At 71.8% G+C, this 26,835-nt stretch carries 20 protein-coding genes and 2 pseudogenes; 9 read left to right on the top strand and 13 right to left on the bottom strand.

Features of this window, described 5'->3' with window-relative positions; all coding sequences use genetic code 11:
- Positions 1-217: 217 nt before the first annotated feature.
- Together ABD954_RS03345 and ABD954_RS03350 are read right to left on the bottom strand one after the other, a co-directional pair.
- On the bottom strand, positions 218-1,768 hold the full coding sequence (locus ABD954_RS03345; protein ID WP_345484229.1) for an alanine/glycine:cation symporter family protein: 1,551 nt from the start codon (positions 1,766-1,768) through the stop codon (positions 218-220).
- Between the two features lie 328 nt (positions 1,769-2,096).
- The gene (locus ABD954_RS03350; RefSeq protein WP_345484231.1) at positions 2,097-2,498 is read right to left on the bottom strand and encodes a hypothetical protein; all 402 of its coding nucleotides are present in this window, start codon (positions 2,496-2,498) and stop codon (positions 2,097-2,099) included.
- 448 nt (positions 2,499-2,946) lie between these two features.
- On the opposite strand from ABD954_RS03350, the gene ABD954_RS03355 reads away from it, so the two are divergent.
- Positions 2,947-3,453, top strand: a complete 507-nt coding sequence (locus ABD954_RS03355) for a hypothetical protein (protein ID WP_345484232.1) — start codon at positions 2,947-2,949, stop codon at positions 3,451-3,453.
- A gap of 58 nt (positions 3,454-3,511) precedes the next feature.
- Positions 3,512-4,918, top strand: a complete 1,407-nt coding sequence (locus tag ABD954_RS03360) for a flotillin family protein (protein ID WP_345484233.1) — start codon at positions 3,512-3,514, stop codon at positions 4,916-4,918.
- Between the two features lie 234 nt (positions 4,919-5,152).
- On the opposite strand, the gene ABD954_RS03370 is transcribed toward ABD954_RS03360, so the two are convergent.
- Positions 5,153-6,028 carry a universal stress protein gene (locus ABD954_RS03370; protein ID WP_345484234.1) on the bottom strand — a complete coding sequence of 292 codons (876 nt, stop codon included), beginning with the start codon at positions 6,026-6,028 and terminating at the stop codon, positions 5,153-5,155.
- A 568-nt stretch (positions 6,029-6,596) separates the two neighbouring features.
- Here ABD954_RS03370 and ABD954_RS03375 point away from each other — a divergent pair.
- Positions 6,597-7,802 (top strand): globin domain-containing protein, encoded by a 1,206-nt coding sequence (locus ABD954_RS03375; protein WP_345484235.1) that lies wholly within the window; start codon positions 6,597-6,599, stop codon positions 7,800-7,802.
- 410 nt (positions 7,803-8,212) lie between these two features.
- Here the strand turns inward: ABD954_RS03375 and ABD954_RS03380 are convergent.
- The 4 genes and pseudogenes from ABD954_RS03380 to ABD954_RS03395 form a co-directional block, all read right to left on the bottom strand.
- A pseudogene (locus ABD954_RS03380) lies at positions 8,213-9,265 on the bottom strand (PEP/pyruvate-binding domain-containing protein); the annotation flags it as partial.
- 69 nt (positions 9,266-9,334) lie between these two features.
- Entirely contained in the window at positions 9,335-10,063 is a 729-nt protein-coding gene (gene pflA, locus ABD954_RS03385; RefSeq protein WP_345484236.1) for a pyruvate formate-lyase-activating protein, read from the bottom strand.
- Entirely contained in the window at positions 10,060-12,330 is a 2,271-nt protein-coding gene (pflB, locus tag ABD954_RS03390) for a formate C-acetyltransferase (RefSeq protein ID WP_345484237.1), read from the bottom strand. Before pflB ends, pflA begins: the two co-directional genes overlap by 4 nt.
- 327 nt (positions 12,331-12,657) lie before the next feature.
- Positions 12,658-13,527, bottom strand: a complete 870-nt coding sequence (locus tag ABD954_RS03395; protein WP_345484238.1) for a universal stress protein — start codon at positions 13,525-13,527, stop codon at positions 12,658-12,660.
- Between the two features lie 341 nt (positions 13,528-13,868).
- Here ABD954_RS03395 and ABD954_RS03400 point away from each other — a divergent pair, with 341 nt between their 5' ends.
- Positions 13,869-14,741, top strand: coding sequence for a universal stress protein (locus ABD954_RS03400; protein WP_345484239.1), 873 nt, complete (start codon positions 13,869-13,871; stop codon positions 14,739-14,741).
- 170 nt (positions 14,742-14,911) lie between these two features.
- Here ABD954_RS03400 and ABD954_RS03405 read toward each other — a convergent pair whose 3' ends face one another.
- On the bottom strand, positions 14,912-15,637 hold the full coding sequence (locus ABD954_RS03405) for a response regulator (RefSeq protein ID WP_345484240.1): 726 nt from the start codon (positions 15,635-15,637) through the stop codon (positions 14,912-14,914).
- 376 nt (positions 15,638-16,013) lie between these two features.
- On the opposite strand from ABD954_RS03405, the gene ABD954_RS03410 reads away from it, so the two are divergent.
- The gene (locus tag ABD954_RS03410; protein WP_345484241.1) at positions 16,014-16,340 is read left to right on the top strand and encodes an STAS domain-containing protein; all 327 of its coding nucleotides are present in this window, start codon (positions 16,014-16,016) and stop codon (positions 16,338-16,340) included.
- Positions 16,341-16,488: 148 nt separating this feature from the next.
- Complete coding sequence (locus ABD954_RS03415) at positions 16,489-16,953, top strand: pyridoxamine 5'-phosphate oxidase family protein (RefSeq protein WP_345484242.1); 465 nt, start codon at positions 16,489-16,491, stop codon at positions 16,951-16,953.
- Between the two features lie 178 nt (positions 16,954-17,131).
- On the opposite strand, the gene ABD954_RS03420 is transcribed toward ABD954_RS03415, so the two are convergent.
- The 4 genes from ABD954_RS03420 to gap all read right to left on the bottom strand — a co-directional run bounded on the left by ABD954_RS03420 (position 17,132) and on the right by gap (position 23,347).
- Positions 17,132-18,844, bottom strand: coding sequence for a sensor histidine kinase (locus ABD954_RS03420; protein ID WP_382746012.1), 1,713 nt, complete (start codon positions 18,842-18,844; stop codon positions 17,132-17,134).
- A 69-nt stretch (positions 18,845-18,913) separates the two neighbouring features.
- The gene (gene adhE, locus ABD954_RS03425) at positions 18,914-21,574 is read right to left on the bottom strand and encodes a bifunctional acetaldehyde-CoA/alcohol dehydrogenase (protein WP_345484243.1); all 2,661 of its coding nucleotides are present in this window, start codon (positions 21,572-21,574) and stop codon (positions 18,914-18,916) included.
- Between the two features lie 142 nt (positions 21,575-21,716).
- Complete coding sequence (locus ABD954_RS03430) at positions 21,717-22,262, bottom strand: Rv1733c family protein (RefSeq protein ID WP_345484244.1); 546 nt, start codon at positions 22,260-22,262, stop codon at positions 21,717-21,719.
- Positions 22,263-22,318: 56 nt separating this feature from the next.
- Positions 22,319-23,347, bottom strand: coding sequence for a type I glyceraldehyde-3-phosphate dehydrogenase (gene gap, locus ABD954_RS03435; RefSeq protein WP_345484245.1), 1,029 nt, complete (start codon positions 23,345-23,347; stop codon positions 22,319-22,321).
- A 234-nt stretch (positions 23,348-23,581) separates the two neighbouring features.
- Between gap and ABD954_RS03440 the strand changes: the two genes are divergently transcribed.
- Both ABD954_RS03440 and ABD954_RS03445 read left to right on the top strand, forming a co-directional pair.
- Positions 23,582-24,592, top strand: coding sequence for an alcohol dehydrogenase catalytic domain-containing protein (locus ABD954_RS03440; protein ID WP_345484246.1), 1,011 nt, complete (start codon positions 23,582-23,584; stop codon positions 24,590-24,592).
- A 134-nt stretch (positions 24,593-24,726) separates the two neighbouring features.
- Positions 24,727-25,389: a CBS domain-containing protein gene (locus tag ABD954_RS03445; RefSeq protein ID WP_425584026.1), complete on the top strand. Its 663-nt coding sequence runs from the start codon at positions 24,727-24,729 to the stop codon at positions 25,387-25,389.
- Between the two features lie 186 nt (positions 25,390-25,575).
- Here ABD954_RS03445 and ABD954_RS03450 read toward each other — a convergent pair.
- Positions 25,576-25,794, bottom strand: a pseudogene (locus tag ABD954_RS03450) (phosphoketolase family protein); the annotation flags it as partial.
- Between the two features lie 213 nt (positions 25,795-26,007).
- On the opposite strand from ABD954_RS03450, the gene ABD954_RS03455 reads away from it, so the two are divergent.
- Positions 26,008-26,799 carry a sigma 54 modulation/S30EA ribosomal C-terminal domain-containing protein gene (locus tag ABD954_RS03455; protein WP_345484248.1) on the top strand — a complete coding sequence of 264 codons (792 nt, stop codon included), beginning with the start codon at positions 26,008-26,010 and terminating at the stop codon, positions 26,797-26,799.
- Positions 26,800-26,835 lie beyond the last annotated feature (36 nt).

Consider the following 26,835-nt stretch of genomic DNA (forward strand, 5'->3'; position numbering starts at 1 on the left):
GGCAGGTGGGCACACGGGCCCCTCGACGCCGACCAGACTTCCCGGCACACCAGCATCGTGTTCTTGATGCGTTCTTCACACCCTATCGGGTGCGCGGGGGTCTCACCAGGGCGTCTCTCACCTGCTGGAACGGCGTGGAACAGGGTGAAGGACCCCGTCCTCACCAAGGCGCGGGGTGGGGACGGGGTCCTTCGGGAGCCGGGCCGCCGGGGGGCGGTCAGACGGTGGTCTTCACCGGCTCCTGGTCGGTGTCGCCCTCGGTGTCCTCGTCGGTGTCGAGGCCGGCGTCGCGGCGCTTGACGAAGGCGAGGAAGGAGTTCAGCTCCCGCTTGACGACGGGGGCGAGGAGGTAGAGGCCGATGATGTTGATGACGGCGAGCAGGAACAGCACCGCGTCGGCCATGTCGATCAGGGTCTGGAGCGTGAGCAGGGAGCCCGCGACCGCGAAGAGCGTGTAGGAGACCTTGAAGGTCAGCTCGCTGGCGCGGCTGCGGCCGAACAGGTGGGTCCATGCCTTCTGGCAGTAGTAGCCCCACGTCAGCACCGTGGAGATCGCGAACAGCAGGACCGCGAGGGTCAGGATGTACGGGAACCAGGGCAGAACGGTGGCGAAGGCGTCGGAGGTGATGGTGACGCCGCCGATGGAGTCGCCGCCGTTGCGGAGTTCGACGTAGCTGGCCGGGTTGGCGATGACGATGGTCAGCGCGGTCATGGTGCAGATGACGACGGTGTCGATGAACGGCTCCAGGAGGGCGACCAGGCCCTCGCTGGCGGGGTGCTTGGTCTTGACCGCGGAGTGGGCGATCGGGGCGGAGCCGAGGCCGGCCTCGTTGGAGAACGCGGCCCGCTTGAAGCCGATGATCAGGGCACCGAGGACACCGCCGGCGACGCCCTGCGGGTTGAAGGCGCCCTCGACGATCGAGGAGACGGCGGCGGGCACGGCGGTGACGTTGACGGCGATGACCACGAGGCAGGCGGCGATGTAGATGCCGGCCATGGCGGGAACGAGCTTGCTGGTGACGGAGGCGATCGAGCGGATGCCGCCGAGGAGCACGATGCCGACGAGGGCGGCGATCAGGATGCCGAAGAACAGAGCGCCCGCGGAGGAGCCCAGGGCGCCGCTCTCGCCGCCCGTGACGGAGACGAGCTGGGCGTAGGACTGGTTGACCTGGAAGAGGTTGCCGCCGAAGAGGCCGAAGAACAGCACGAAGAAGGAGGCGAGGACCGCGAGGACCTTGCCGAGGGTCTTGCCGTTCTTGCCGAAGCGGTCGGCGAGGCCCTTGGGCAGGTAGTGCATGGGGCCGCCGGAGACCGTGCCGTCGGCGTGCACCTCGCGGTACTTCACGCCGAGGGTGACCTCGACGAACTTGGTCGCCATGCCAAGCAGACCGCAGAGGATCATCCAGAACGTCGCGCCGGGGCCACCGATGGAGACGGCGACCGCCACACCGGCGATGTTGCCGAGGCCGACCGTGCCGGACACGGCCGCCGTCAGGGCCTGGAAGTGGTTGACCTCACCGGCCGACCCCTTCTCGTCGTACTTGCCGCGGACCACGTCGACCGCGAGGCGGAACTTCCGCAGCTGCACGAAGCCGAACCAGCCGGTGAAGACCACACCGGCCACGACCAGCCAGGCCACGATGAGGGGCAGCTCGGTGCCGCCGACGGGGACGGCGAAGAAGACGACCTCGCCCAGCCAGGTGGCTATGGGCTCGAAGAATCCGCTGACTGCCTTGTCGACGGACTGGGTGATGGAGTCGAGTGACACGGTGGGGACCTCAATGGCGCAGGGGCCGACGCGCGGGAGGAGCGCCGGTGGGGGGTGCGGGCTTTGAGCGAACGCCGTTGTCCGTTCGGCGACCGGAGGTGAACCGTCCGCGGACTCGGACAGTGATCACCGGGGTCGAGCAGGCCGGAGGTGCACCGGCCCTCCACGAGGCGGCGAGGGGTGGTGCCACCTGCGGAGTTGCGCATTCCTACCACGAGACCTGACACACAGCACGTGATGCGGATCACATTACGGAAGGTGATCTTCCAAAAGCCCAGCACTCGTGACGCGACCGTTATCCGGACGGTCCCGTCCGTTCATCGTGCACTTATCTCCGCAGGTCAGGAGCCTGAGAGGAAATGGTCCTGTCCTCCCGGCGACGTTTCCTCACCCGTCCGGCCAGCCACCTCGTCAGCCGCCACGACACCGCCAGAGCCGCCGCGAGCAGCACGACGGAGAAGAGAAGGGACCAGAGTCCGGGCAGACCGACTCGGCCCAGCAGCACCATGCCTAACAGGTCGAGCACCCATGCGACCCCGATGAACAGCGTGCCGGCCGGCGCGACGGGAGCACCGCCGAAGCCCAGGGCTTCCATGTCGAGGTCGGCATCGAAGGCGTCACGCCCGACCGCACGGCACAGCACGAGCGACCAGAAGCCGACGAGCACGGCGACGGCAGAGGTCAGGAGCATGGTGGGAAAGCCGCAGGCCGCGTCGAGGAGGACCGACATGCCCACCCTCCCCAGCCCTCGCCTCTTCCGGAACTCGGCATCGGGGCACACAGGCCGCGATGCCGTCGGAGCGATTCTGACCCTGGGGAGTCCGCTGGCGCATTGCTGGTTCTCGGCAATCCTTACGCCCTCTTGATGCCGAAACCGCGCCCCTCCCGGCGTTCAGGGAGCGATGCGCCCCTGATCGAGGGGGCCCGAGGTACGCACACATCGACCGCACCCCGCTCGATGCGCCTCCCACACGCGGCACTTCGTCAGCCGGGACGAGCCCGTGGACCTCGAGGAAGCACCTGCGCGCAGGGCCGCTCTCTCCGCCGCGTTCCCGCCCCGCGCGACCACGGCATTAAGAGGGCGTAAAGATTGCCGAAGTACGGCAGTGAACGCATGCGCGGTCCTTTGCCACGATGGCCCTGACGGCAGAACGAACCCGGTGACCGAAGGAGCGGGAATGGTCTGGTTTCTTGGTCTCGGCATCGGGGGTCTGGTGCTGCTGGTCCTCTCGCTGGTCTTCGACGGGGTGTGGGAGGGGGTCCTCGACGGGTTCGGCGGGGGGCTGGACGGGATCCTGTCGTTGCCAGTGATCGCCGGGTTCGTGTCGGCCCTCGGTTTCACGGGGGCGATCGTGCTCGGCACGACCGGTACGGGGGCGGGGGTCGCCACCGGTGCGGGCGTGGTCGCGGGGGTCGGCGTGGGGTGGGGGACCTGGCGGTTCGGCCGGGCGCTCATGCGCGACGGCGCCGCGCCCGCACCGCGGGGCGAGGACCTGACCGGGACGTCGGGTGCGGTGGTGACGGCGATCCCGGCCGGCGGTTACGGCGAGGTGCTGCTGCACCTCGCGGGTCAGCCGGTGAAGTACGCGGCGAGGGCCGGCGCGCCCGTCGCACGCGGCACCGAGGTGTGGGTCGAGTCCGTGCTCTCGCCGACGTCGGTGACCGTGCGCCCCGTCGAACGCTGACGCCTCCGCCACTGCCTGCTTTCTCCACTTCTTGGTTCCGATCGAAGGGGGTCTCGTCATGAGCCCTGTCCTCACCGCTGTGGTGGGCATCGTCGTCCTGTTGGTGCTGCTCGGCCTCGTCGTGATCACGCGCTACAAGGTCGCCGGGCCCAGCGAGGCGTTCATCATCACCGGTCGGCGCGGCAAGAAGACCACCGATCCCACGACCGGGCGCGAGTACACGGACAACAGCGGCCAGAAGGTCGTGGTCGGCGGCGGGGTCTTCGTCGTGCCGTTCGTGCAGCAGAAGTTCAGCCTCGACCTGTCCAGCCGGCACATCCCCGTCGCGGTGCGCGGCGCCGTCACCCTGCGCGGTGTGAAGGCGAACCTGGAGGGGGTCGCCATCGTCAAGGTCGGCGGGACCGAGGACTCGATCAGGGCGGCGGCCCAGCGGTTCCTGATGCAGCAGGACGGCATCGTCGGCTTCACCCAGGAGGTGCTCTCCGGCGCGCTGCGCTCCATCGTCGGCCGGATGTCGGTGGAGGACATCATCCGCGACCGCGCCGCGTTCGCCGGGCAGGTCGCCGAGGAGGCCGAGGCGAGCCTGTCGGGCCAGGGCCTGGTGCTCGACGCCTTCCAGATCCAGGACATCACCACCGAGGGCTCCTACCTGGAGGACCTCGGCCGCCCGGAGGCGGCCCGGGCCAAGCAGGAGGCCGACATCGCCGAGGCCGTCGCCCGCCGTGCCGCCGAACAGGCCCGACTGAAGGCGGAGGAGGAGATCGCCGTCGCCCAGCGGACGCTGTACCTGAAGCAGGCCGAGATCAAGGCGCAGACGGACGAGGCGGCGGCGCAGGCCAACGCGGCGGGTCCGCTCGCCGAGGCCGCCCGGCAGCAGGACATCCTGTCCGAGCAGGAGAAGGTCGCCGCCCGCCAGGCCGCGCTGACGGACCGGCAGCTGGACACCCAGGTCCGCAAGCCCGCGGACGCCGCCCGCTACCAGGCGGAGCAGGAGGCGGAGGCCCGCCGTATCGCCTCGGTGAAGGAGGCGGAGGCCGCGGCCGAGCGGGCCCGGCTGACCGGTGAGGGCGAGAAGGCGCAGCGCGCCGCGCTCGCCGAGGCCGTACGCATCGAGGGCGAGGCGGAGGCCGCCGCCATCGGCGCCAAGGGCGCGGCGGAGGCCGAGGCCATGCGGAAGAAGGCCGACGCCTTCGCGCAGTACGGCGACGCCGCCGTCCTGCAGATGCTCGTCGAGGTCCTGCCGCAGGTCGTCGCCAAGGCCGCCGAACCGCTCGCCGCGGTCGACAAGATGACCGTCATCTCCACCGACGGAGCGAGCCGGCTGACCCGCACCGTGACCGACAACGTCACCCAGGGCATGGAACTGCTCTCCTCCGCCACCGGCGTCGACCTCGCCGCGCTCCTCCAGGGCATCACACAGAAGAAGCCGGAGACACAGGGCGCGCAGGTCGAGATCACCGACTGAACGACGGGTCCGACGGCACCCCGCGAGGGGTGCCGTCCTCTTCGCCGGCGGCGGCGCTGACGCCCTCCTGCGCCGACCGGGCGCAGCCGGGCGGCCGGAACTCTTCGTCGCGGCGCGCTTCAGCCGTGGACGATGACGGCGACGGATGCGGTGGCGTGGTGGAGCACCGCGTGCGTGACGCCGCCGATGTGCGGGCCGAAGGGGTCGCGGCGTACTCGCCCCCGGGCTGCGGCCCTAACTGGCGGGACAGTCGTGAGGCACGACAGCCACGGGGGCCGTGGCATGGTGCAGAACGGCGTGGGTGACCGGACCGAGGCGCCGCAGGCCCTCCTCGTGGCTGCGCCGCCCGACGACCACCAGGCCGGCACGGGCGCTGCTGGACAGCAGGACCTCGGAGGCCGAGCCGATCTCGAAGTGCTCGACGACCTCCACCTGCGGGTACGTGTCGCGCCACGGCTTCAGGGTGTCGGCCAGGACCTCCCTGTTGATCTGCTCCAGACCGTCCGCCTCGGGGACCAGATACAGCGAACCCGGGCTCCAGGCGAGGACCGTCGGGACGCTCCAGGCGTGTACGGCACGCAGCGTCGCTCCGCGTCCGGCCGCGGCGGAGAAGGCGAACTCCAGGACCGATTCACCGGTCTGCCCGGGTTCGACACCGACCACCACTTCCGGGGTCCGCTCGGGCGCGCCGGGGTTCGGCCTTCCCACCATGACGACCGGCCCTGCCGCATGGCGCAACACCTTCAGCGATACGGAACCGACCAGGTATCCGGTCAGGGTCCCGTATCCGCGTGACCCCAGGACCAGCATGTCGGCGCGTGCGGCCTCGGCAAGGAGGGCGGGCACCGGGTCCTCGACGAGGAGCTCCGTGGTGACGTCAAGGGTCGGGTGCTGCCCGACCACGCGGGACCGGGCCTCGGCGAGCATGTCGCGCACCCACCGCTCCTCGGCCGCCCGGTCGCCGACGTACACCACGTCGGTGGGGCGCCAGACCCAGGCGTGGACAAGACGCAGGGACGCCCCCCGGCGATCGGCCTCCTGCGCGGCCCAGTCCGCCGCCGCCGAGGCGTGGTCGGTCCCGTCCAGTCCTACGGTGATGATGCCAGACATGCTGCCTCCCGATGCCGCCGTTGAGAGCGGGGCCCCAGCGGATGTGATGTCCTCAGCCTCACACGGGGCCGGCAGACGGCACCGGGGCCGATCGTCCCCGATGCGGGCCTGAGCGGCCCTGGTCTGCCACGCGTGGGCGCCCCCCTTCCGCTCTCCGGCCAGAGTGGATGCCGTGATCGCCCGAAGGTCCGGCGCGCGAGGCTGATGCACCGTGGAAGGGGAGGCGCCCGGCGGTCTTCCTGTCCGCCTCGGCGCCGGGTGCTCCGCGCTCAGGGGGGACCGCTGACGCCGCGACGCACCGCGCCACAGCCGCGACTCGTTCGTGACCGGCCAGTGCCGGTTCGGCCCCTGCTCAGCACCTCGGGACCATCGATCGTTCGTCGTGCACCGCGCAGGGGCCGCTGGTCCCGGCTCGCGTGGCCCGGGACGGGCCCGGGGGGCCCTGACCTGCGGGACCATGGTCCCGCGTCCTGCGTTCCGAAGCGGCGCGGCGGTCCCGAGCTGTTAGACCGGACGGTGCCTGCCGCTGCGCGGCGCCCATCCCTCCGCTTCCTCTCTCAGGAGTGTCATGCTGTCTGCCGAGTCGGCCTCGCTGATCCGGGCCACCCTGCCTGCCGTCGGCGAGTCGCTGGACGAGATAACCACCCGCTTCTACGCGACGATGCTCGCCGAGCACCCCGAACTGCTGGACGGCATGTTCAATCGAGGAAACCAGGCGAACGGCGCACAGCGCCGGGCGCTGGCCGGGTCGATCGCCGCCTTCGCCGGAGCGCTGCTGGCCGACCCCGACACCCGCCCGGACGCCCTGCTCGCCCGCATCGCCCACAAGCACGTCGCCGTCGGCGTCACCGAAGACCAGTACACGGTCGTGCACAAGTACCTGTTCGCCGCCATCGCCGAGGTCCTGGGCGAAGCGGTCACCCCTGACGTCGCGGCCGCCTGGGACGAGGTCTACTGGCTGATGGCCGGCGCTCTCATCGCTCAGGAGGCACGCCTCTACCTCGAGGCACAGGTACGGCCCGGACACCCGTGGCGGCAGTGGACCATCATCGAACGCCGCCAGGAGACCCCCGACACCGTCTCCTTCCTGCTCCGCCCCGCCGACGGCGCCGCTGCCCCTCGTGCTCGGGCCGGGCAGTACGTCAGCGTGCGCGTGCAGATGCCGGACGGAGTGCACCAGCTTCGCCAGTACAGCCTTTCCTCGGCTCCCGGCGACCAGATGCGCCGCATCACCGTCAAGCGCGCGACCGGCGAAGGAGAAGCCCCCGACGGTGAGGTGTCGGGCCTGCTGCACCGCACCCTCGAGGCCGGCGACGAACTCACCCTTTCCGCCCCCTTCGGCGATGTCGTGCTCGACGATTCGGACGCACCCCTGCTCCTCGTCTCCGCCGGCATCGGCTGCACGCCCATGGTCTCCATGCTCGAACACCTCGCGGCCACCGCCCCCACCCGCCCCGTCACCGTCCTGCACGCCGACCGCTCACCCGCCGACCACGCCCTGCGCGCCGACACCGACCGGCTCGTCGGCACGCTGCCGAACGCACGCGCCACGTTCTGGTACGAACGGGACGCGGAGCAGGAGACCGGCTTCCGGACGGGGCGGATGCATCTCGATGCGCTGGAACTGCCCGCCGACGCGAGCGTGTACCTGTGCGGCCCGCTCCCCTTCATGCGCGAGGTCAGGGCGCAACTGCTGCGCGGCGGAATACCCGCCCGCAACATCCGCTACGAGGTCTTCGGCCCCGACCTGTGGCTGGCCGACGCCACGCACTGACCCTCCGCGGCCGACGGCCAGGACCTTTCGACCCTCGCCGTGTCCGAGCGGCTCCTGCCCCCTCCTGCTTGCGGGGGGGCAGGCCGGAGGCCCAGGTGGGGCATGGCGCTCCAGGACGCGAAGGCCGCTCGGGCGGGGGTCACCCTCCGCCGGGGGTCCGGATGGCGAGGACGGCCATGTCGTCGTGGCCGTCGCTGGGATGGTGGTCGGCGAGTGCGTGTACCAGGGCGTCCAGTGGCCGGGTGGCATGGGCGGCGGCGAGGTCCGCGCAGCGGCCCCTGCCCCGGTGTGGCGTCCGGTTCCTCGTCGGCGTTCACCACACCACCTCACTCATCACGCCCACGCTATGCGTGCCCCCCTTCCGTGGCCGGGAGCACACACCGACAGCCCACCCGGGCCGGCGAGGACGTTTCGGCTGTCGCGTCGGCGCGGCAGGGAGCCGGCTGCCGCGGCGGGCGGATCCGCAGCATCCACAGCGTGCCCCGCTCGATGGTGAACTCGATGGAGCACAGGCCCCGGTAGTGACTCTCCAGCGTCCGCATGCAGTCGCGCAGCCTTCCGAAGGAGACGGGGTCGAGGTGTTCCAGTTCCCGGAGGGGCACGGTGTCACGGATTCCGGCGATGACGTCCTCGCCCTGGGCGTTCGGAAGGTAGTCGCCGTAGACGCCGGGCGGTCCGGTCCCCGGGGCACGGGTGAAGGCGACGCCGCTGCCGGAGTCGGGGCCGCGGTTGCCGAAGACCATGGTCTGGACGGTGACGGCGGTGCCCAGGGTGTCGGGGATGTGCTCGCGACGCCGGGAGAGCCGCGCCCGCTCGCCGTTCCACGTGGTGAAGACGGCGAGAACGGCCCGGCGGAGCTGCTCGGCGGGGTCCTGTGGGAACTCCTCTCCCGTCTCTTCCAGAATCAGATCCTTGTACGTCTCGACCAGGCGGATCAGGTCGCAGGTGTCCACCTGGGTGTCGTCGGCGGCGTGATGCTGCCGTTCGATCGCGGTCAGGATGCTCTCGAAGCGTGCGCTGTCGACGCCCATGACCGTGCTGCCGAACATCTGCACGAGGCGACGGTAGGAGTCCCAGGCGAACCGCTCCGGTCCAGGGGGCCTGCCCAGGCCCAGGACGGACAGGTCGTTGAGACCGATGTCGAGGACGGTGTCCATGGTGCCCGGCACGGGGACCGGGGCACTGGAACGGACGGAGAGCAGCAGAGGGTCGTCCACCTGGCCGAGCCGTCGCCCGACGGTGCGTTCCAGGGCCGCGAGGTGTTCACCGATCTGGCGTTCCAGCTCCGGGGGTGGCTCCCCGGTCTCCTGGAAGACCCGGCAGGCGTCCGTGGTGACCGTGAAGCCGGGCGGCACGGGCAGGCCCATGCGGGTCATCTCGGCGAGGTGCGCGCCTTTGCCGCCGAGGAGGTCGGTCATGTGCCGGCCGCCCTCGGCGAAGTCGTACACGTACTTCGGATGCATGGGGTGTCTCCCTTCCTGTGGGCAGCAGGGGCACCGTGGACGCCCCGCACGGCCCGGAGTGCCGTTGACTCACAGGGCTCGCAGGCCGTGGGCGCGGAACCGGTCGCGCACGCGCTCGACGAGAGCGACGTCGGGAAGCGGACTGTCGCGGAGGGGAAAGGGGGTGCCGAGCGCGTCGTACTTGGCGGCACCGAGCTTGTGGAAGGGCAGGACGTCGACGCGGTCGACGTTGTCCAGGTCCACGAGGAAGCGAGCGAGGCCGTCGACGGACGCGGGGTCGTCGGTCCAGCCGGGGACGAGGACGTAGCGGATCCAGGCGGGGACGCCGAGACGGTTCAGGCGGGTGGCGAAGTCGAGGGTCGGCGCGAGGCGGCCGCCGGTCAGGCGCCGGTAGACGCCGGCGTCGAAGGACTTGATGTCGAGCAGGACGAGGTCGGTGTCGGCCAGGAGGGCGTCGTCGGCCCGATGGCCCAGGGCACCGGAGGTGTCGAGGGCGGTGTGCAGGCCCAGCTCCTTGCACCGCCGCAGGACCTCGGCCGTGAAGGCGGACTGCAGCAGGGGTTCACCGCCGGTGAGGGTCACTCCCCCACCGGCCAGGTCGGTGAACCGCCGGTACCGCTCGATGCGGGACACCACGTCGTCCACGGTGACCGGCTCCCCGTCGCGCATGTGCCAGGTGTCGGGGTTGGCGCAGTACAGGCAGCGCAACGGACAGCCGCTGAGGAAGAGGACGAAGCGGGTCCCGGGCCCGTCCACGCCGGTGGACAGGTCCCAGGAGTGGATGCGGCCGGTGGTCATCGCGCACCGTGAAACGTGCGGCTGATGACGTCCAGTTGCTGTTCGCGGGTGAGCCGGACGAAGTTGACGGCGTATCCGGAGACCCGGATGGTCAGCTCCGGGTAGTCCTCGGGGTGTTCCATGGCGTCCTCCAGTGTGGCGCGGTCGAGGACGTTGACGTTCATGTGGAAGCCGCCTGCGGCCGTGTAGGCGTCGAGGATTCCGACGAGGTTCCCCGCCCGTTCGTCCGGGTCGTGCCCCAGCCCCTCCGGAGTGATGGTCGAGGTCAGGGAGATGCCGTCGCGGGCCTGGTCGTACGGGATCTTCGCGACCGACAGGGCCGACGCCGCCATGCCGTGGTGGTCGCGGCCGTTCATCGGGTTGGCGCCCGGCGCGAACGGTGCTCCGGCGCGCCGGCCGTCGGGCGTGTTGCCCGTGTGCTTGCCGTACACGACGTTGGAGGTGATGGTGAGGACCGACTGCGTGTGCTCGGCACCCCGGTAGGTGGGGTGGCGCCGCACCTTGGCCATGAAGGAGCGGACCAGGTCGACGGCGATCGCGTCCGCCCGGTCGTCGTCGTTGCCGTAGGCCGGGTAGTCGCCTTCGACCCGGTAGTCGACGGCGAGCCCGGTGTGGTCCCGGAGGACCTTCACACGAGCGTGCTTGACGGCCGAGAGGCTGTCCGCCGCCACGGAGAGACCCGCGACGCCGCACGCCATCGTGCGGTGGACCGGGTGGTCGTGCAGGGCCATCTCGACGCGCTCGTAGGCGTACTTGTCGTGCATGTAGTGGATCACGTTGAGCGCGTTGACGTAGGTCGCGGCGAGCCAGTCCAGCATGCGGTCGTACGCCTCGGCCACCTCGTCGTAGTCGAGGTACTCGCCGGTCAGCGGGGTGGTCGCGGGGGCGACCTGCTCGCCGGTCATCTCGTCGCGGCCTCCGTTGATCGCGTACAGGAGGGCCTTGGCGAGGTTGACGCGGGCGCCGAAGAACTGCATCTGCTTGCCCACCGCCATGGCGGAGACGCAGCAGGCGATCGCCGAGTCGTCACCCGTGCGGGGGCGGAGCAGGTCGTCGGACTCGTACTGGATCGAGCTGGTGTCGACGGAGACCTGGGCGCAGAACCGCTTGAACCCCTCGGGCAGTCGACGGGACCAGAGCACGGTCAGGTTGGGCTCCGGGGCGGGTCCGAGGTTGTAGAGGGTCTGGAGGAAGCGGAAGGAGGTGCGCGTGACCAGGGGCCGGCCGTCCTCTCCGATGCCGCCGACGGACTCGGTGACCCAGGTGGGGTCGCCGGAGAACAGTGCGTCGTACTCCGGCGTGCGCAGGAACCGCACGATCCGCAGCTTGATCACGAAGTCGTCGACGAGCTCCTGCGCGCGGGTCTCGTCGATGCGCCCCTCGTCGAGGTCGCGCTGGAGGTAGACGTCAAGGAAGGTGGAGGTGCGGCCCAGGGACATCGCCGCGCCGTTCTGCTCCTTCACCGCGGCCAGGAAGCCCAGGTACAGCCACTGGACGGCCTCGTGAGCGGTGGCGGCGGGACGCGAGACGTCGCAGCCGTAGGAGGCGGCCATGCGTTCCAGCTCGCCCAGCGCCCTGATCTGCTCGGACAGTTCCTCGCGGTCGCGGATGACGTCGGCCGCGGACGGGATGTGGTCGAGGCGTGACCGCTCGGCGCGCTTGGCGTCGATCAGCCGGCTGGTCCCGTACAGGGCGACGCGGCGGTAGTCGCCGATGATCCGGCCCCGTCCGTAGGCGTCGGGCAGGCCGGTGATGACGCCCGCCTTGCGGGCGCGCAGCATCTCGGGGGTGTAGGCGTCGAAGACGCCGTCGTTGTGGGTCTTGCGGTAGGTGCCGAAGACCGTGGTGACGAAGGGGTCCGGTTCGAAGCCGTACGCGCGCAGCCCGTTCTCGACCATGCGCAGTCCGCCGTTGGGCATGATGGCCCGCTTCAGCGGGGCGTCGGTCTGCAGACCGACGATCAGCTCCCGGTCGCGGTCGATGTAACCGGGCGCGTGGGACGTGATGGTGGAGGGCGTCGCCGTGTCGACGTCGAGGATGCCCTTGCGGCGCTCCTCGGGGAAGAGGGAGGCGACTGTTCTCCACACGGCGAGCGTCCGGTCCGTGGGACCGGCCAGGAACGCCGCATCGCCCTCGTACGGCGTGTAGTTGTCCTGGATGAAGGAACGGACGTCGATCTCCCGCATCCACTCTTCACCGGTGAAGCCGCGCCACGCCGCGTCGGTCTGGCCGGCGTTGTCGGCGGGGGGCTGGACGGTCACGGTCATGTCGTCATCTCCAAGGGACGGCGGCCTGCGGGACGGGCGAGGTGGTCCGGTCTCACCTTCGATGTTCGTCGCCCGCCTGCGGCCGGCCGAGGGCCGGAAAGGTCGTGCGAAGCCGCCGACCGGCCTGGTCGATCCGGATGGACGGGACCGGTGGTCCCGGTGACACGAGGGACCTTGTGCCCTCCCTCACGGACGCCCGGTGTCGCCTCCGGGAGGGGGTGGGGCGGCCGCATGGGCGGCTCGGCCGCCCGAGTCGTCCGAGGACGGTGCCGGAGGCCGCACCCGGCACGGGCGGTGTCGTGCGCGCCGCTCAGCGGTGAGGCCCGTTCAGTCGTGGGGCACGACGGCGACCGGGGCCAGGCAGTGGTGCAGGACCGCGTGGGTGACGGCCCCGATGTGGGTACCGATCCGTGCCCGGCGGACCTTGCGGCCGACGACGACGAGCCGGGCGTCGCGCGACAGCTCCGTCAGGTCCCGCTCCGGCCGGCCCTGGCGGCAGTCGCGGACCACCGCCACGTCCGGGAACTTCTCGGTCCAGGGGGCCAGCGCCTCGTCGAGTTCGCGCCGCGCGTCCGCGGCGACCTCCGTCATGAGCAGCGGCAGCGCGCCGACCAGGTCGGGTCCGTAGAGTGCCGGAACGGCCCACCGGTGCACCACGCGCAGTCCGCAGCCGTACCGGTCCGCGGCGGCGAAGCCGAAGGAGAGCAGTTCGTCGGCGGCGGCGGACACGTCCAGACCGACGACCACCTCCCCCGTACGTTCCTCCTCGGGCTCCAGGGGGTCGTGCGGGCGGACGAGAACGACGGGTCGTCGTGTGCGGGCGAGCACCGCCAGGGAGACCGACCCCGCGAAGAACCCGGCCAGGCCGCCCAGACCACGGGAGCCGAGCACGAGCAGTTCCGCTTGCTCGGCAGCGCCGCACAGCTCCTCCACCGGGTCCCCGGCGACCCACTCCGTCTCGACGTCCAGGCCGGGGTGGCGGCGCCGCAGACGCCTTTCGGCGATGGCGAGGGTGCGCGCGCCCCATTCGCGTGCCGTCGCCGGGTCGACCACGCGTGTACGGGGGTCCTCGTCGATGCTCCATGCGCGGAGCAGCCGCAGCGGCACGGCACGACGCAACGCCTCCTGAGCGGCCCACTGCGTGGCGGCGAGGCTTTCCGGGGATCCGTCGAGGCCGGCGGTGACGGTGCGGGACATGGAGACTCCGTGGGTCTGGCGGCCGGGCGGGCCGGACGCGGCGTACGCGGGCTGTCTTCAGGGGCCCGACGATCGCCGTCCGGCACTCCGGGGCGCTGCTGGGCGGACCTGCGCCTCCACAGTGGTCGGCGCGGACGGTGCGCGCAGGGGGCCGGAGGTCCCTGCTGGGGGCCGACGGGCCCCGCCACCGCGCTTCACCGGCCGGCGGCCACGCCGTCGTGGCCGAATGGCCGGGAGACAGGGCCGATGGGCCCTCGGCGGACCACCACCTCCCCAGGGAGGCTGATGACAGGAAGCACGGCCGAAGCGGCCATGCCCTGGAACCGTATGGAGGCACTTTCATGACCAGCGCCATCACCGTAGGAGTGGACGGCTCCGCGGAGAGCCTCGCAGCGGCGGACTGGGCGGCACGCGAAGCCGAGCTGCGCGGTATGCCGCTGCGTATCGTGCACGCCTGGCTGTGGCAGCCCCTGGAGGTCCCCGTCGTCCAGGACAGGGAGACGCAGGCCACGTCCGCCCGCGCCGTGCTCCGCGAGGCCGAGACGCGCGTCGCCGGCCGCCACCCGGCCCTCACGGTCACCGCCGAAGTGGTCCAGGACACCGCGGTCGCCGCTCTGCTGAAGGAAGCCGAAGCAGCCGAGATGCTGGTGCTGGGTTCGCGGGGGCACGGGGCATTCGTCGGCTTCCTCCTCGGCTCCTACGGTCAGCAGGTGATCGCCTCCGCGAAACGGCCCGTGGTGTCCGTGCGCGCCCGCGCCGGGCAGACGCCCCGGGCGGAGGGCGGCGAGATCGTCGTGGGCCAGCAGGGCACGCCGGAGGACAGCGCCGCGGTGCTCGGCTTCGCCTTCGAGGAGGCGGCGGCACGCGGTGCGGCCCTGCGTGCGGTACGGGCCTGGAGCCTGCCGCCGGTCGTCGCCTTCAGCCCCGGCTCGATGCTCCTCGCGGACGAGGCCGGAGGACTGGAGCCGTTCGAGAAGAAGGCCCTGGCGGAGGCGCTCGCCCCGTGGCGCACACGGTTCCCGGACGTCCCGGTGACCGAGCACGTCGAGATCGGCAGCGCGGGGCAGGTACTGCTGTCCACCGTGTCCGACGCGCAGCTGCTCGTGGTCGGCCGACGGGCGCGCCGCGGGCCCGTCGGTACCCGTATCGGGTCGGTCGCCCACGCGGCCCTGCACCATGCCCCCTGCCCGGTCGCTGTCGTACCGCACGACTGACGGCCTCCTGGTGGCGGGGACCGGTGGGACAGCCGGTCCCCGCGCCACGAGAACGACGCCGCTGGGACATGCCGCCGCGGCCCCTGCTCGGCTCTGGCGGAGCGGCGAGCAGGGGCTGTCAGCGGTTCGCATCCGCGTGGGGGACCGGCGTCAGCCGTGTGGGACCGGCGTCAGCCTCGCGGGCGGCCTTCCCGCCCGGCCCCACCGCCCTGGTCCTCCCGGGCAGCCAGAGCCTGGGTGGCGATGACGGCGGCCTGCACCCGGCGTTCGACGCCCAACTTGGCGAGCAGCCGGGAGATGTTGTTCTTGACGGTCTTCTCCGCCAGGTACAGCCGCTTGCCGATCTCCCGGTTGGTCAGTCCCTCCCCCACCAGAGCGAGGATCTCCCGTTCCCGCTCGGTCAGTCCGGGCAGGCCCTGCGGCTGCTCCTCCTGGGGGGATCCGCCGCGGAGCCGGGCCATGACCCGGGCCGTGGCGCCGGGGTCCAGCATGGACTGGCCGGAGGCCACCGTGCGGACGGCGTGGACCAGGTCGGTGCCCGTGATCTGCTTGAGGACATAGCCGGACGCACCGGCCATGATCGCGTCGAGCAGCGCCTCCTCGTCGTCGAACGACGTCAGCATCAGGCAGGCCAGGTCGGGCATGCGCGAGCGGAGCTCCCGGCACACGCTCACGCCGTCCCCGTCCGGCAGGCGCACGTCGAGAACGGCGACCTGCGGGCGCAGTGCGGGCACCCGCACCAGCGCCTGTTCGGCGGTGCCGGCCTCCCCGACCACGGTCAGGTCGGGCTCGGCGTCCAGCAGATCGTGCACACCTCGGCGCACCACCTCATGGTCGTCGAGAAGGAAGACCCTGACCGGCTCCTTCTCGGTGAGGCCGCCGCTGCTGTCCGTCATCACACACTCCGTGTTCGCCGAGTTCTCCGCCCGTGAGGGCTCTCCGTGCATAGTGCCGCGCGAGCGGGACCTTCGCCCAGGGCCGGACGGCCCTCATACCGGGCGAGGTCCCGCAGTGCCCGTACCCGATGCCGCAAGGCCCCATACACCTCCTGTTGCCGATGATCACGAGCCGGGTGAACGGCACCCGTCGCTCCTCCTCACCGTTCGGACGTGTGTTCCCCCGCGCCGGGCACGGCAGGGGAGGGACGTTCGGCCCTCTGGCTACGGGCCCGCCGGACCTGCCTGTCCGGGCTCGCGCTCTGGTGGACTTCCGGCGCGGGCACGGCCGGGGCCCCCGGAACACCGCCTGAACCACGAAAGCAGGGCAGCTGCCATGATGACGCCTCCGATCGGTCTGACCACAGCCCCGCTCGACCAGAGCACGACGGAAGTCGCCCTGGCCGGGGAGCTGGACCTGTACACCGCTGCGCACATCGAGGCGGAGCTGACCCGCCTGGCAGGGCAGACCGAGTGCGAACTGCTGCTGGACCTGGCAGACGTCACCTTCTGTGACAGCTCCGGCGTGGCGCTGTTCCTGCGCGTGCACCGCCGGTGCGTGGCGGCCGGTGTGCGGCTGCGCCTGTGCCGCATCCAGCGGCTTCCCGCTCGCGTCATCTGCGCCCTGGGCGTGGACCGCGCCGTGGCCTGCTCCTTCGCGTGACCCGTCGCGAGGATCAGGTCCGACGGGACCGTCGGCGATCGGCCCGGTCGAGAAGGTCCGATCGGCCCTACCGAGCCGGCGTGTGAGGGGAGACGCTGGCGGTGGCGGCGAAGCCGTCGGGGCCGATCCGGAGCAGAAGGTGAGCACGATGAAGGACGAAGCCGCGCGTACCACGGTGGACGACCACCGTGAGGCGGTGGCGCCCCGGCGCATGGGGCGACTCGGCCGTGCCGAGGCCCTGCGGCTGCTCGGCAGCATCTCGCTCGGGCGCATCGTGTTCACGCACCAGGCCCTGCCGGCCATCCGCCCGGTCAACCACCTCATGGACGGCGAGGACATCATCGTCCGGTTGCACGACGGCGCCGTGCTCGCCTCCATCGTGACGCCCACTCAGGCCGGCGGCGTCGTGGTGGCGTACGAGGCGGACGTCATCGACCCCGAGACACACCTCGGCTGGAGCGTGGTGGTCACCGGATACGCCCGCCGGGTCACCGACGAGAGGGAGCTCGCGCGTTTCGCCGCCCGTCTGCGCCCATGGGCGCAACACCCCGTCACGAGCGCCGCGCTGCGCATCCGGCCGGACCTGGTGACGGGCCTGCAGCTCACCGTGTAGGGCCTGCCCGTCACACCGGATGACCGACTCCCGCGACGGCACACGTGCCCGCCGCCGACGTCGCGGGCACCCGCGGCATGCGCGCCGCCCCAGGAGCCTTGGCGACGTGCGAACGTCCCCGGGCCACCGGGCGGGATCGGATGTGCTCCGGCCGGGAGACCTGCGGCCACCCGGCGGGTCAGAAGACGAGAGGCGCACGCCACACGAGCCGGCTGCCGCCCTCCTCCGGGCAGACGATCTCCAGGGCGCCGCCCACGCTGCGGGCCCGCTCCTCGAGGTTGCGAAGGCCGCTGCGCCTGCCTTCGGCGGGGATGCCCCGGCCGTTGTCCGCGACGGTGAGGACGACCTCCTCGCTGGTGGCCTGCAACGCGACCTCGACCCGGCTCGCATGCGCGTGGCGGGCGGCGTTGCTGAGCATTTCGGTCAGGGCTGCCGTGACGTGCTCGGCCACCTGGGGCGGTACGTCCGTGTCGAGCAGGCCCTCCATGCTCAGACGGGGCGGGAAGCCGAGGGTGGTCGCCGTCTCCCCCACGGTGCGGGCGACCCGTGCGCGCAGACTGGGCCCGGTGTCCTCCTCTCGGGCGCGCAGGCCGAAGATCGTGGAGCGGATGATCTTGATGGTTTCGTCGAGGTCCCCGACGGCGCGCGAGACGCGTTCGGCGGCGCCTTCGTGCTGCACGAGGCGTGCGGCGCTCTGCAAGGTCATGCCGGTGGCGAAGAGCCTCTGGATGGCGAGGTCGTGCAGGTCCCGGGCGATGCGGTCGCGGTCCTCCAGGAGGGCGAGCTGCTCGGCGTCGCTGCGGCGTTCGGCCAGCTCGAGGGCGAGCGCGGCCTGTCCGGCGAAGGCCAGCAGGGGCTCCAGCTCCGCTTCGGTGAAGGCCGGGTCTCCTTGGTGCCGGGCCAGCAGCAGGACACCGCGGGTGTCCTTGGCGGCTGTGCCCAGGGGCACGGCGACCGCGGGGCCGAGGCCGTCGAAGCGGCGCGGGCCGGCGGTGTACCGGTCGTCCTGTGCGAGGCCGGCGGTGGTCGCGGGCGCGCCGGCTTGGTACGCGGCGCCCGAGAGCGTGCCTTCGACCGGTACCACCAGGCCGCGGCGGGTCTCTCCGTCGGCGCCGATGGCGAGCTCGACGACGAGGTCGTTCGTTCCGGCCACGGGCACGGACACGTCGGCGAGCGCCGCCCCGGTGATTTCCTGGGCGCGGCGGGCGATGAGCTCCAGCACCGCCAGTCGCGGGCTGCCGGAGAGCAGGCTGTTGGTGATCTCCGCGTTGGCCTTCAGCCATCGCTGCTGGCGCTGCGAGGCTTCGTACAGGCGCGCGTTGTCGATGGCGACGCCGGCGGCGACGGACAGCGTGGAGATGACCGATTCGTCCTCGGCGTCGAACTCCACGCCCCCGTGCTTGTCGGTCAGGTAGAGGTTGCCGAAGACCTCGTCGCGCACCCGGATGGGCACGCCGAGGAACGTCCGCATGGGGGGATGGTGGGCGGGGAATCCGTAGGACGCCTCGTGGGCACCGAGGTCCGTCAGCCGCAGCGGCTCGGGGTGACGGATGAGCTCGCCCAGGATGCCGTGCCCGGCCGGCAGGGGGCCGATCTTCGCGATCTCTTGCTCGGTCAGCCCGACGGTGAGGAACTGCGACAGGGTCCGACCGTCGGGCCCGATCACTCCGAGCGCCGCGTACTGCGCGTCGACCAGCAGCGCTGCGGCTTCCACGATCCGCCGCAGCACCTGGGGGAGGTCCAGCTCGCGGCCGACGGAAACGACGGCCTCCAGCAGGCTGTGCACGCGGTCCCGGGTGCCGCGCGCGGCGTTGATGCGCGCCTGGAGCTCCTCAAGCAGCTCGTCGAGCCGCATCTGGGGCATCCGCGACAGCGGCTCCTCAACGCCCACCGGTCCTCCTGACCTCGATCACCCGCCCGTACCGTGACAGCCTAGCGGCCGAGCGGGTGACCCGGAGCGTCAGTTCAGGGGCAGTGGCCGAGGGCCGGCGTAGTAGGCGGTGCGCATGATGTCCTCCATGTCGTCCAGCATCGGCATGCGCGGGTTGGCCGGGGCGCACTGGTCCTCGTAGGCGTTCATCGCCTGCCTCGGGAGCGCCCTGATGAAAGCGGTCTCGTCGATGCCCAGGGCCCGGAAGGACGGTTCGATGCCGACGGCGTCGCGCAGGCGTTCCACGGCGGCGGCGTACGAGGCGACCCCTTCGGGGGCGGTGGAGGCCGGCAGCCCCAGGGCACGGGCGATGTCCTGGAAGCGCTCGGGCGCCTGGTAGCTCTCGTACTTGGGCCAGCCCGTCAGCTTGGCGGGGACCGTGCCGTTGTAGCGGATCACGTGCGGCAGAAGGATCGCGTTGGTGCGCCCGTGGGCGATGTGGAAGGTGGCGCCCAGGGTGTGGGACATCGCGTGGACGATGCCGAGGAAGGCGTTGCCGAAGGCCATGCCGGCGATGGTGCCCGCGTTGTGCATCTTCTCCCGGGCGCGGGTTCGCGCTGCGCCCCGGCCGGTGACGGCCTCTTGCAGGTTCTCGAAGATCAGCTTGATGGCGTGCAGCGCCAGGCCGTCGGTGAAGTCGTTGGCGTAGACGGAGACGTACGCCTCGGTGGCGTGCGTGAGGGCGTCGAAGCCGCTGTCGGCCGCGAGCGTCGCCGGCAGGTCGGCGGTGAGTACCGGGTCGACGATCGCGACACTGGGGGTGAGGGCGTAGTCGGCCAGCGGGTACTTCTTGCCGCTCGCCGGGTCGGAGATCACCGCGAAGGGGGTGACCTCGGCGCCGGTGCCCGAGGTGGTGGGGACGCAGACCAGGCGGGCCCGCTCACCGAGCACGGGGAAGCGGAAGGCGCGCTTGCGGATGTCGGAGAACTTCTGCCGCATGTCGGCGAAGTCGACGTCCGGCTGTTCGTACAGCAGCCACATCACCTTCGCCGCGTCCATGGGCGACCCCCCGCCCAGGGCGATGATGGTGTCCGGCCGGAAGTCGCGCATGAGGGCGGCCCCGCGCTGTACGGAACCGATGCTCGGCTCCGGTTCCACGTCGTCGATGACCTGGAGGGTCACGGGCTGCTCCCGCTGTTGCAGGACGCGGCTCACCCGGTCGACGTATCCGAGCCGGGTCATGGTGGCGTCGGTGACGACCGTGACGCGGTGGACCTCCGGCATCGCGGCCAGGTAGCGGATGGCCTGCGGCTCGAAGTAGATCTTCGGCGGCACCTTGAACCACTGCAGGTTGTTCTGCCGGGTGGTGACGCGCTTGATGTTGAGCAGCTGGGCGGCGGAGACGTTGTCCGAGACCGAGGTGCTGCCCCAGGAGCCGCAGCCGAGGGTCAGCGAAGGCAGGAGGCGGTTGTAGATCCCGCCGATGGCACCCTGCGACGAGGGCGAGTTGACGATGATCCGTATGGTCTTCATGCGGCGCCCGTAACGTTCGGCCAGGCCCGGGTCGCCGGTGTGGATCACAGCGCTGTGCCCCTGCCCGTGGAAGGCGACCATGTCGGCCGCGAGGTCGAAGCCCTCCTCGGTCGAGCCGGCCCGCAGCACGGCGAGTACCGGGCAGAGCTTTTCGCGCGTCAGGGGCTCGTCAGGCCCGACACGGCCCGCCTCGGCCAGGATGAGCGACGTGTCGGCGGGGACGGCGAACCCCGCCCGCTCGGCGATCCACGCGGGACTGCGGCCCACGGCTGCGGGGTTGACCCGGCCCTGCCTGCCTGCCGGGTCCGGCGGGAAGAGGTACGTCTCCAGCTTCCTCTTCTCCTCGGCCGTCGCGACGTAGGCGTGCAGGCGCCGGAACTCGGCGAGGGCCTCGTCGTACACCTCGGTGTCGAGGATGACCGCCTGTTCGGACGCGCAGATCATGCCGTTGTCGAAGGACTTGGACAGGACCAGGTCGTTGACGGCCCTGCGCAGGTCGGCGCTGCGGTGCACGTAGGCCGGCACGTTGCCCGCGCCGACGCCCACGGCGGGCTTGCCCGCCGAGTAGGCGGCCTTGACCATGCTGTTCCCGCCGGTCGCGAGGATCAGGGCCACGCCCGGATGGCGCATGAGGAGTCCGGTGGCCTCGATCGAGGGGTCCTCGATCCACTGCACGCAGTGCTCGGGGGCCCCGGCGGCGACGGCGGCGTCCCGCACGATGCGAGCGGCCTCTGCGCTGCACGTCTGCGCGGAGGGGTGGAAGGCGAACACGACCGGGTTGCGCGTCTTCAGCGCCAGCAGCGCCTTGAAGACGGTGGTGGACGTCGGATTGGTGACCGGGGTGACCGCGCACAGCACGCCGACCGGTTCGGCGATCTCGACGATGCCCTCGATGTCGTCCCGGCCGACGACCCCGACGGTCTTCGTCCCGGACATGCTGTGCGTGACGTGCTCGCAGGCGAACATGTTCTTCGCCGCCTTGTCCTCGAAGACGCCCCGACCGGTCTCCTCCACCGCGAGGCGGGCGAGGGCGGTGTGCTGGTCGAGGGCGGCCACCGAGGCCTTGGCCACGATGTGGTCGACCTGCTCCTGTGTGAAGGACTCGAAGTCGGCGAGCGCCTTGGCGGCGTTGTCGACCAGTCCGTCGACGGCGATCCGCGCGTCGGAGGGGGCACCCCCGCCGGAGGTGTCGCGGCCGTCATGGGTCACGTGCGTCATGGATAGCTCCCTGGATGCGGGGAATCGGCCGTCACGGGGTTTCCGCTCGTCCTGTCAGCTCCAGCCTTCCGCCGGAGAGGCCCGGGGCGAAGGTCCCGAAGGTCCCGGGCAGGGGCCCGATGGCCTCCGGGTCCCCCGGTGGTCAGGCGTCCTTGCGGGCCCACTCGGGGGCGACCCGTGCCCATCCCCGGCCCCACAGCGCAGCGCGGCGCCGTTCGTAGTGCCGTCGCACGAGCCGGTGGAGGGTGAGCACCAGAAGACCGAGGCTCACCGTGACGGCGAGTGCGGCCACAGCGGCGTCGTACCGCGCGGCAGCCTGCCCCGGCGGCGCGGAGGTCATCGCCCCGTCCTCGTCCGTCCACACCGGGACACGCGCACCGCGCTCCAGGTGGCTTGCGACCGGCACCCGCCCCCTGTGCGTCGCGCCGCCGGCGTCGGTCCACCGCGCCTCGGCCGTGGTGCGCGTACTGCCCCCGGCCGGCGGTGTGGCGCTCTCCGCCAGCACCGCAACGGTGAGGTGGCTCTCGCTCCGCTGCCGTGCCCGTGCCTCCAGCACCGCGTCCCCGGCCACCGCGCCGCCCAGTGGCGCACCGATGAACCCGGCCACCATCAGGACCACAAGGACCCAGCCCTCCACCGCGTGGGAACGGTGCCGCAGCTCGTTGCGGCGCCACCGCCACAGCAGCACCCTGCGGACCCGATCCGTCGCACCTTCCTCCTCCCGGTCGGCCGGGCGCCCGGCCCTCATCGGGGGTCGAGCAGGCCGGCGACGTACTGGGTCAGGTCGGCCAGACGGTTGGTGTAACCCCACTCGTTGTCGTACCAGCCGAAGACCTTGACCAGGCTCCCGTGCGCCTGGGTCAGGGGGGCGTCCACGATGCAGGAGGCGGGGTCGCCCACGATGTCGCGCGAAACGATCGGGTCGTCGCTCACGCGCAGGATGCCCTTCAGCGGACCGTCCGCGGCGTCGCGGAAGGCGTAGTTGACGTCCTCCACGGACACCGACTGCTGAAGGACGAGGGTGAGGTCCGCCAGCGAACCGTCCTCGACCGGCACGCGCACCGCGATGCCGTCCAGGGTGCCGGCGAGCTCGGGGAGCACGAGTCCGACGGCGCGGGCGGCGCCGGTGCTGGTCGGAATGATGTTCACCGCGGCGGTACGGCCCCGCCGCGGATCGCTGTGCGGACCGTCGAGCACGACCTGGTCGTTGGTGTAGCCGTGGATGGTGGTCATCAGTCCCCTGACGATCCCGAAGCGCTCGTCGAGCACCTTCACCATCGGGGCCACGCAGTTGGTGGTGCAGGACGCGTTGGAGACCACGTGGTGCGCGTACGGGTCGTAGGTGTACTCGTTGACGCCCATGACGAGGGTGGCGTCCACGCCCTTGCCGGGGACCGACAACAGCACCTTGCGCGCACCCGCCCGCAGGTGCCGGCCGGCGTCCTCCCTGGTGCGGAAGCGGCCCGTGGCCTCGATGACCACGTCCACGCCCAGGGCCTCCCAGGGCAGGTCGGCGGGGTCGGGCTCGGACGTGACGGCGATGCGGTGCCCGTCCACGGTGAGCGATGCGTCGTCGTGCCCGACGGTGCGGCGGAGCCTGCCGTGGGTCGAGTCGTAGGTGAGCAGGTGGGCCAGCGCGGCCGGCGAGGCCAGGTCGTTGACGGCCACCACCTCCACCGGCGTGCCGCAGGCTGCCTCCGTACGTTCCATGACACAGCGCAGGTAGGTGCGCCCGATGCGCCCGAAGCCGTTGATTCCTATGCGTACGGTCATCTCCGCCGTCCTCCCGGGGTGCCGATGCGGTGGTGTCAGCGTGCGGTCCGCCGCCTCCCCTCGGCAGGGTCGAACGGGGACGCCGCAGGGGCCGTAGGGCCCTCGTCTCCGGCACGTGCCGAGCGGCCCGGCCCGTCGCGGGCCGTTCGGCCCGCGACAGGGGTCCTGACCGGTTCTGTCCCCTCCCGGCGCCTCACACCACTGTGGAAGCAGCGACGAACGAAGGAGCAGGCGATGAAGGCAGCAGTGGTGAAGACCCTGGGAGAACCGCTGGTCATCGAGGAGCGGCCCGATCCCGTGCCCGGCCCCGGACAGGTACGCATACGCGTCGAGGCGTCCGGCCTGTGTCACACGGACATCCACGCGGCGCACGGCGACTGGCCGGTCAGGCCCGCGCCCCCGTTCGTTCCCGGGCACGAGGGGGTCGGCGTCGTCGAGGAGCTCGGCGAGGGCGTCACGCACCTGTCGGTCGGGCAGCGCGTGGCCGTGCCCTGGCTCGGCTGGGCCTGCGGACGGTGCGAGCACTGCCTGTCCGGCTGGGAAACACTGTGCCCGCAGCAGGTCAACACCGGTTACGGCACCGACGGTGCCTACGCCGAGAAGATGCTCGCCCACGCCGACTTCGCGCAGCCCGTGCCCGACGGCGTCGACCCGCGCGAGGCGGCACCCCTGACCTGTGCGGGAGTCACCACCTACAAGGCTCTGAAGGTGGCCGGGGTCGGGCCGGCCGACCTCGTGGCGATCTCCGGTATCGGCGGGCTGGGACATCTCGCCGTGCAGTACGCCAAGATCGCCGGCGCGACGGTCGCCGCGATCGACATCTCCGACGACAAGCTCCGGCTCGCCGGCGAGCTCGGCGCGGACATCCTCATCGACGCCCGCAAGGAGGACCCGGCGGCGGTGCTCCAGCGACACGGAGGAGCCCACGCGGCCCTGGCACTGGCGGTGAACGAGGAGACCTTCGCAACGGCCCTGGCCGGTCTGCGCCGCGGCGGCAAGCTGGTCATGGTGGCTCTTCCCGCGGACGGCGTCGTCCAGGTGCCGGTCTTCTCCACCGTCCTCGGCGGCACGTCCGTCATCGGCTCGATCGTCGGTACCCGCCAGGACCTGGCCGAGGTGTTCCAGCTGCACGCCGCCGGACGCACCCGAGTGATCTACGAAACCCGGCCGCTGTCGTCCGTCAACGAGTGCATCGACGAGGTGCTCGACGGCCAGGTCAAGGCACGCATCGTCTTCGACATGTGAGGCACCCCCGGCCTCCCGCGGAGCGCGCACCCCCATCCGCGCCCCCGGGACCCGCTCCCCCGCTGCCGGGGACGAAGGCCGTGATGCCGTGGGCGGCGGGCACGAGCTACCCAGGCGAAAGGGAGATGAGAACCGTGGTCAAGCACCGGACGGTGGGCGAAGTGATGACGAGCGACGTGGTCCAGGCCCGCCCGGACACCTCCTTCAAGGAGCTGGCCCGCCTGCTGACCTCCCACCACATCAGCGGTCTTCCGGTGGTGGACGACGACGACAAGGTCATGGGCGTGGTCTCCCAGACCGACCTCACCCGGCGGCAGGCGGCGCCCGGCCGGAGCGGATCCGGCCGGGGCCGCGTGATGCGGGCCCTGCGGCGGATCGTTCACGCGCGCCCCGCCCCAGGGCCGGCCCTGACGGCGCACGGGCTGATGACCAGTCCCGCGGTCACCGTGCATCCCGAACAGCGTGTGGTCGACGCGGCGCGCATCATGGAACGCCGCCGCATCGACCGACTGCCCGTGGTGGACGAGGAGGACCGTCTCATCGGCATCGCCACCCGCCGCGATCTCCTGCGCGTCTTCCTGCGCACCGACGAGGAGATCCACGAATCCGTGGCCGGCGTGGTGCGCCCTCACGCTTCCTCGCACGACGCCGGCGGGCTCCACATCGACGTCCGGGACGGGATCGTCACCATCGAGGGCGTCGCGGGACCGGGGATCGACACCACGGCTCTGGTCCGGTCCGCCTGGCGGGTCGACGGCGTCGTCGGCGTGGTCAACCGGCTGACGGCGGACAGGTGAGAGGACTCGCAGGTACCGCACATGCCCCGCCGCCGTGACGATGCCCCGGGAGCCGGACGGGGGGCCGGGTACTCCGCGGACGGGGGCGGCTGCGACGCCTCCGTCGGTGCCGTGGGGCGGTGACACCGCGCCGGGGTGCCGCGCCGGCCTGTAGAGAGATCCGGCGTTCGTCGGACCGTGCGGATGGGGGCTCGGCCGGCCGGTCTCGTCGAGGAGTTCCTCGGGCCGGTACGAGCGCGGCCACGCCTCCAGTTGGGCCCGGTGGCCTTCGTCGTCGCGGACGCCCGCCAGGGGCACCTGGTGGGCACGCCAGGTGCCCTCGACGGGAAGGCCGTCGACGGTGGCGGGTCCGGTCCAGCCCTTCGGCGTCCGCAGGACGATCACCGGCCGGCGCGGCCGTCCGACGGGGCGCCGGTCCGGGCTTGCCGCTGGACGTCCTGTCGTCGCCCCCGGCTCCGTGCCCGGCCTGGCCCTGGACCGAACGGCCCTTCGCGGATGCCCGGACGTCCCGGACGGATGGGCGGGGAGGGGACCGGTCGCCCCGCGGCGACGGGCCCCGTCGGCTCTGCCGGGAACGGTCGGCGCCCGACAGGCTGAGAGCGATCAAGGAGGAGTTCCATGAGCGGTCTCAAGACCAGCCAGGCAGTCGACGTCCAGGTCCGCAGCCGAGGACAGGTGCCTCGAGGCGCGGCCACCTACGCACGGGAGAAGGTGCTCGCGGCCCTCGACCACGTGGGCGAGCCGGTGCTGGCCGCCCAGGTGAAGCTCACCCAGGCGGTCCATTGCTCGGCGGCTCGCCCCGCCACGGCCCAGGCCGTGGTCGATGTGAGCGGTCGGCCGGTACGTGCCCACGTGGCGGCAGGCACCATGTTCGAAGCGGTCGACCTTCTGCAGGAGCGTCTGACGGTGCGGCTGGCCCGGGCACGGCGGTACGGGCCGCGCGGGCTCTCCGGCACCGTCCAGGACGTGTGGTGGGACGGGGCGAGCCGCGAGCACCGTCCGCACCGTCAGCACCTGCCGGCCGAAGAGCGCCGCATCGAGCGGTACAAGGCGTTCAGCCGGACCCGGCAGACGCCCGAGGACGCCGTGATCGACCTGGAGGCCATGGACTACGACTTCTGGGTCTTCACGGACCTGGCCTCCGGGCACGACAGCGTGGTCTACCGCGACGTCCGCACCGGCCGCCACCGTCTGGCATCGCTGGGGCCCTCGGGGCAGGAGCGCGAGGCCGAGGGGCGGCTGAGCGTGAGCACGGTCCCCGTGCCTGTGAGCACGGTGCCCGAGGCCGTTCAGCGGCTGAACCTCACCGGTCTGCCGTGGGTCTTCTTCGCCGACACGGCCACCGGTCGGGGCAGCGTGCTCTACCACCGCTACGACGGCCATTACGGGCTGATCACCCTGGCCCGGTAGAGCTCGCACCCTCTGGCCGGAAGCACCCCGCTTCCG

This window comes from Streptomyces roseoviridis, from assembly GCF_039535235.1.
Classification (GTDB): domain Bacteria; phylum Actinomycetota; class Actinomycetes; order Streptomycetales; family Streptomycetaceae; genus Streptomyces; species Streptomyces roseoviridis.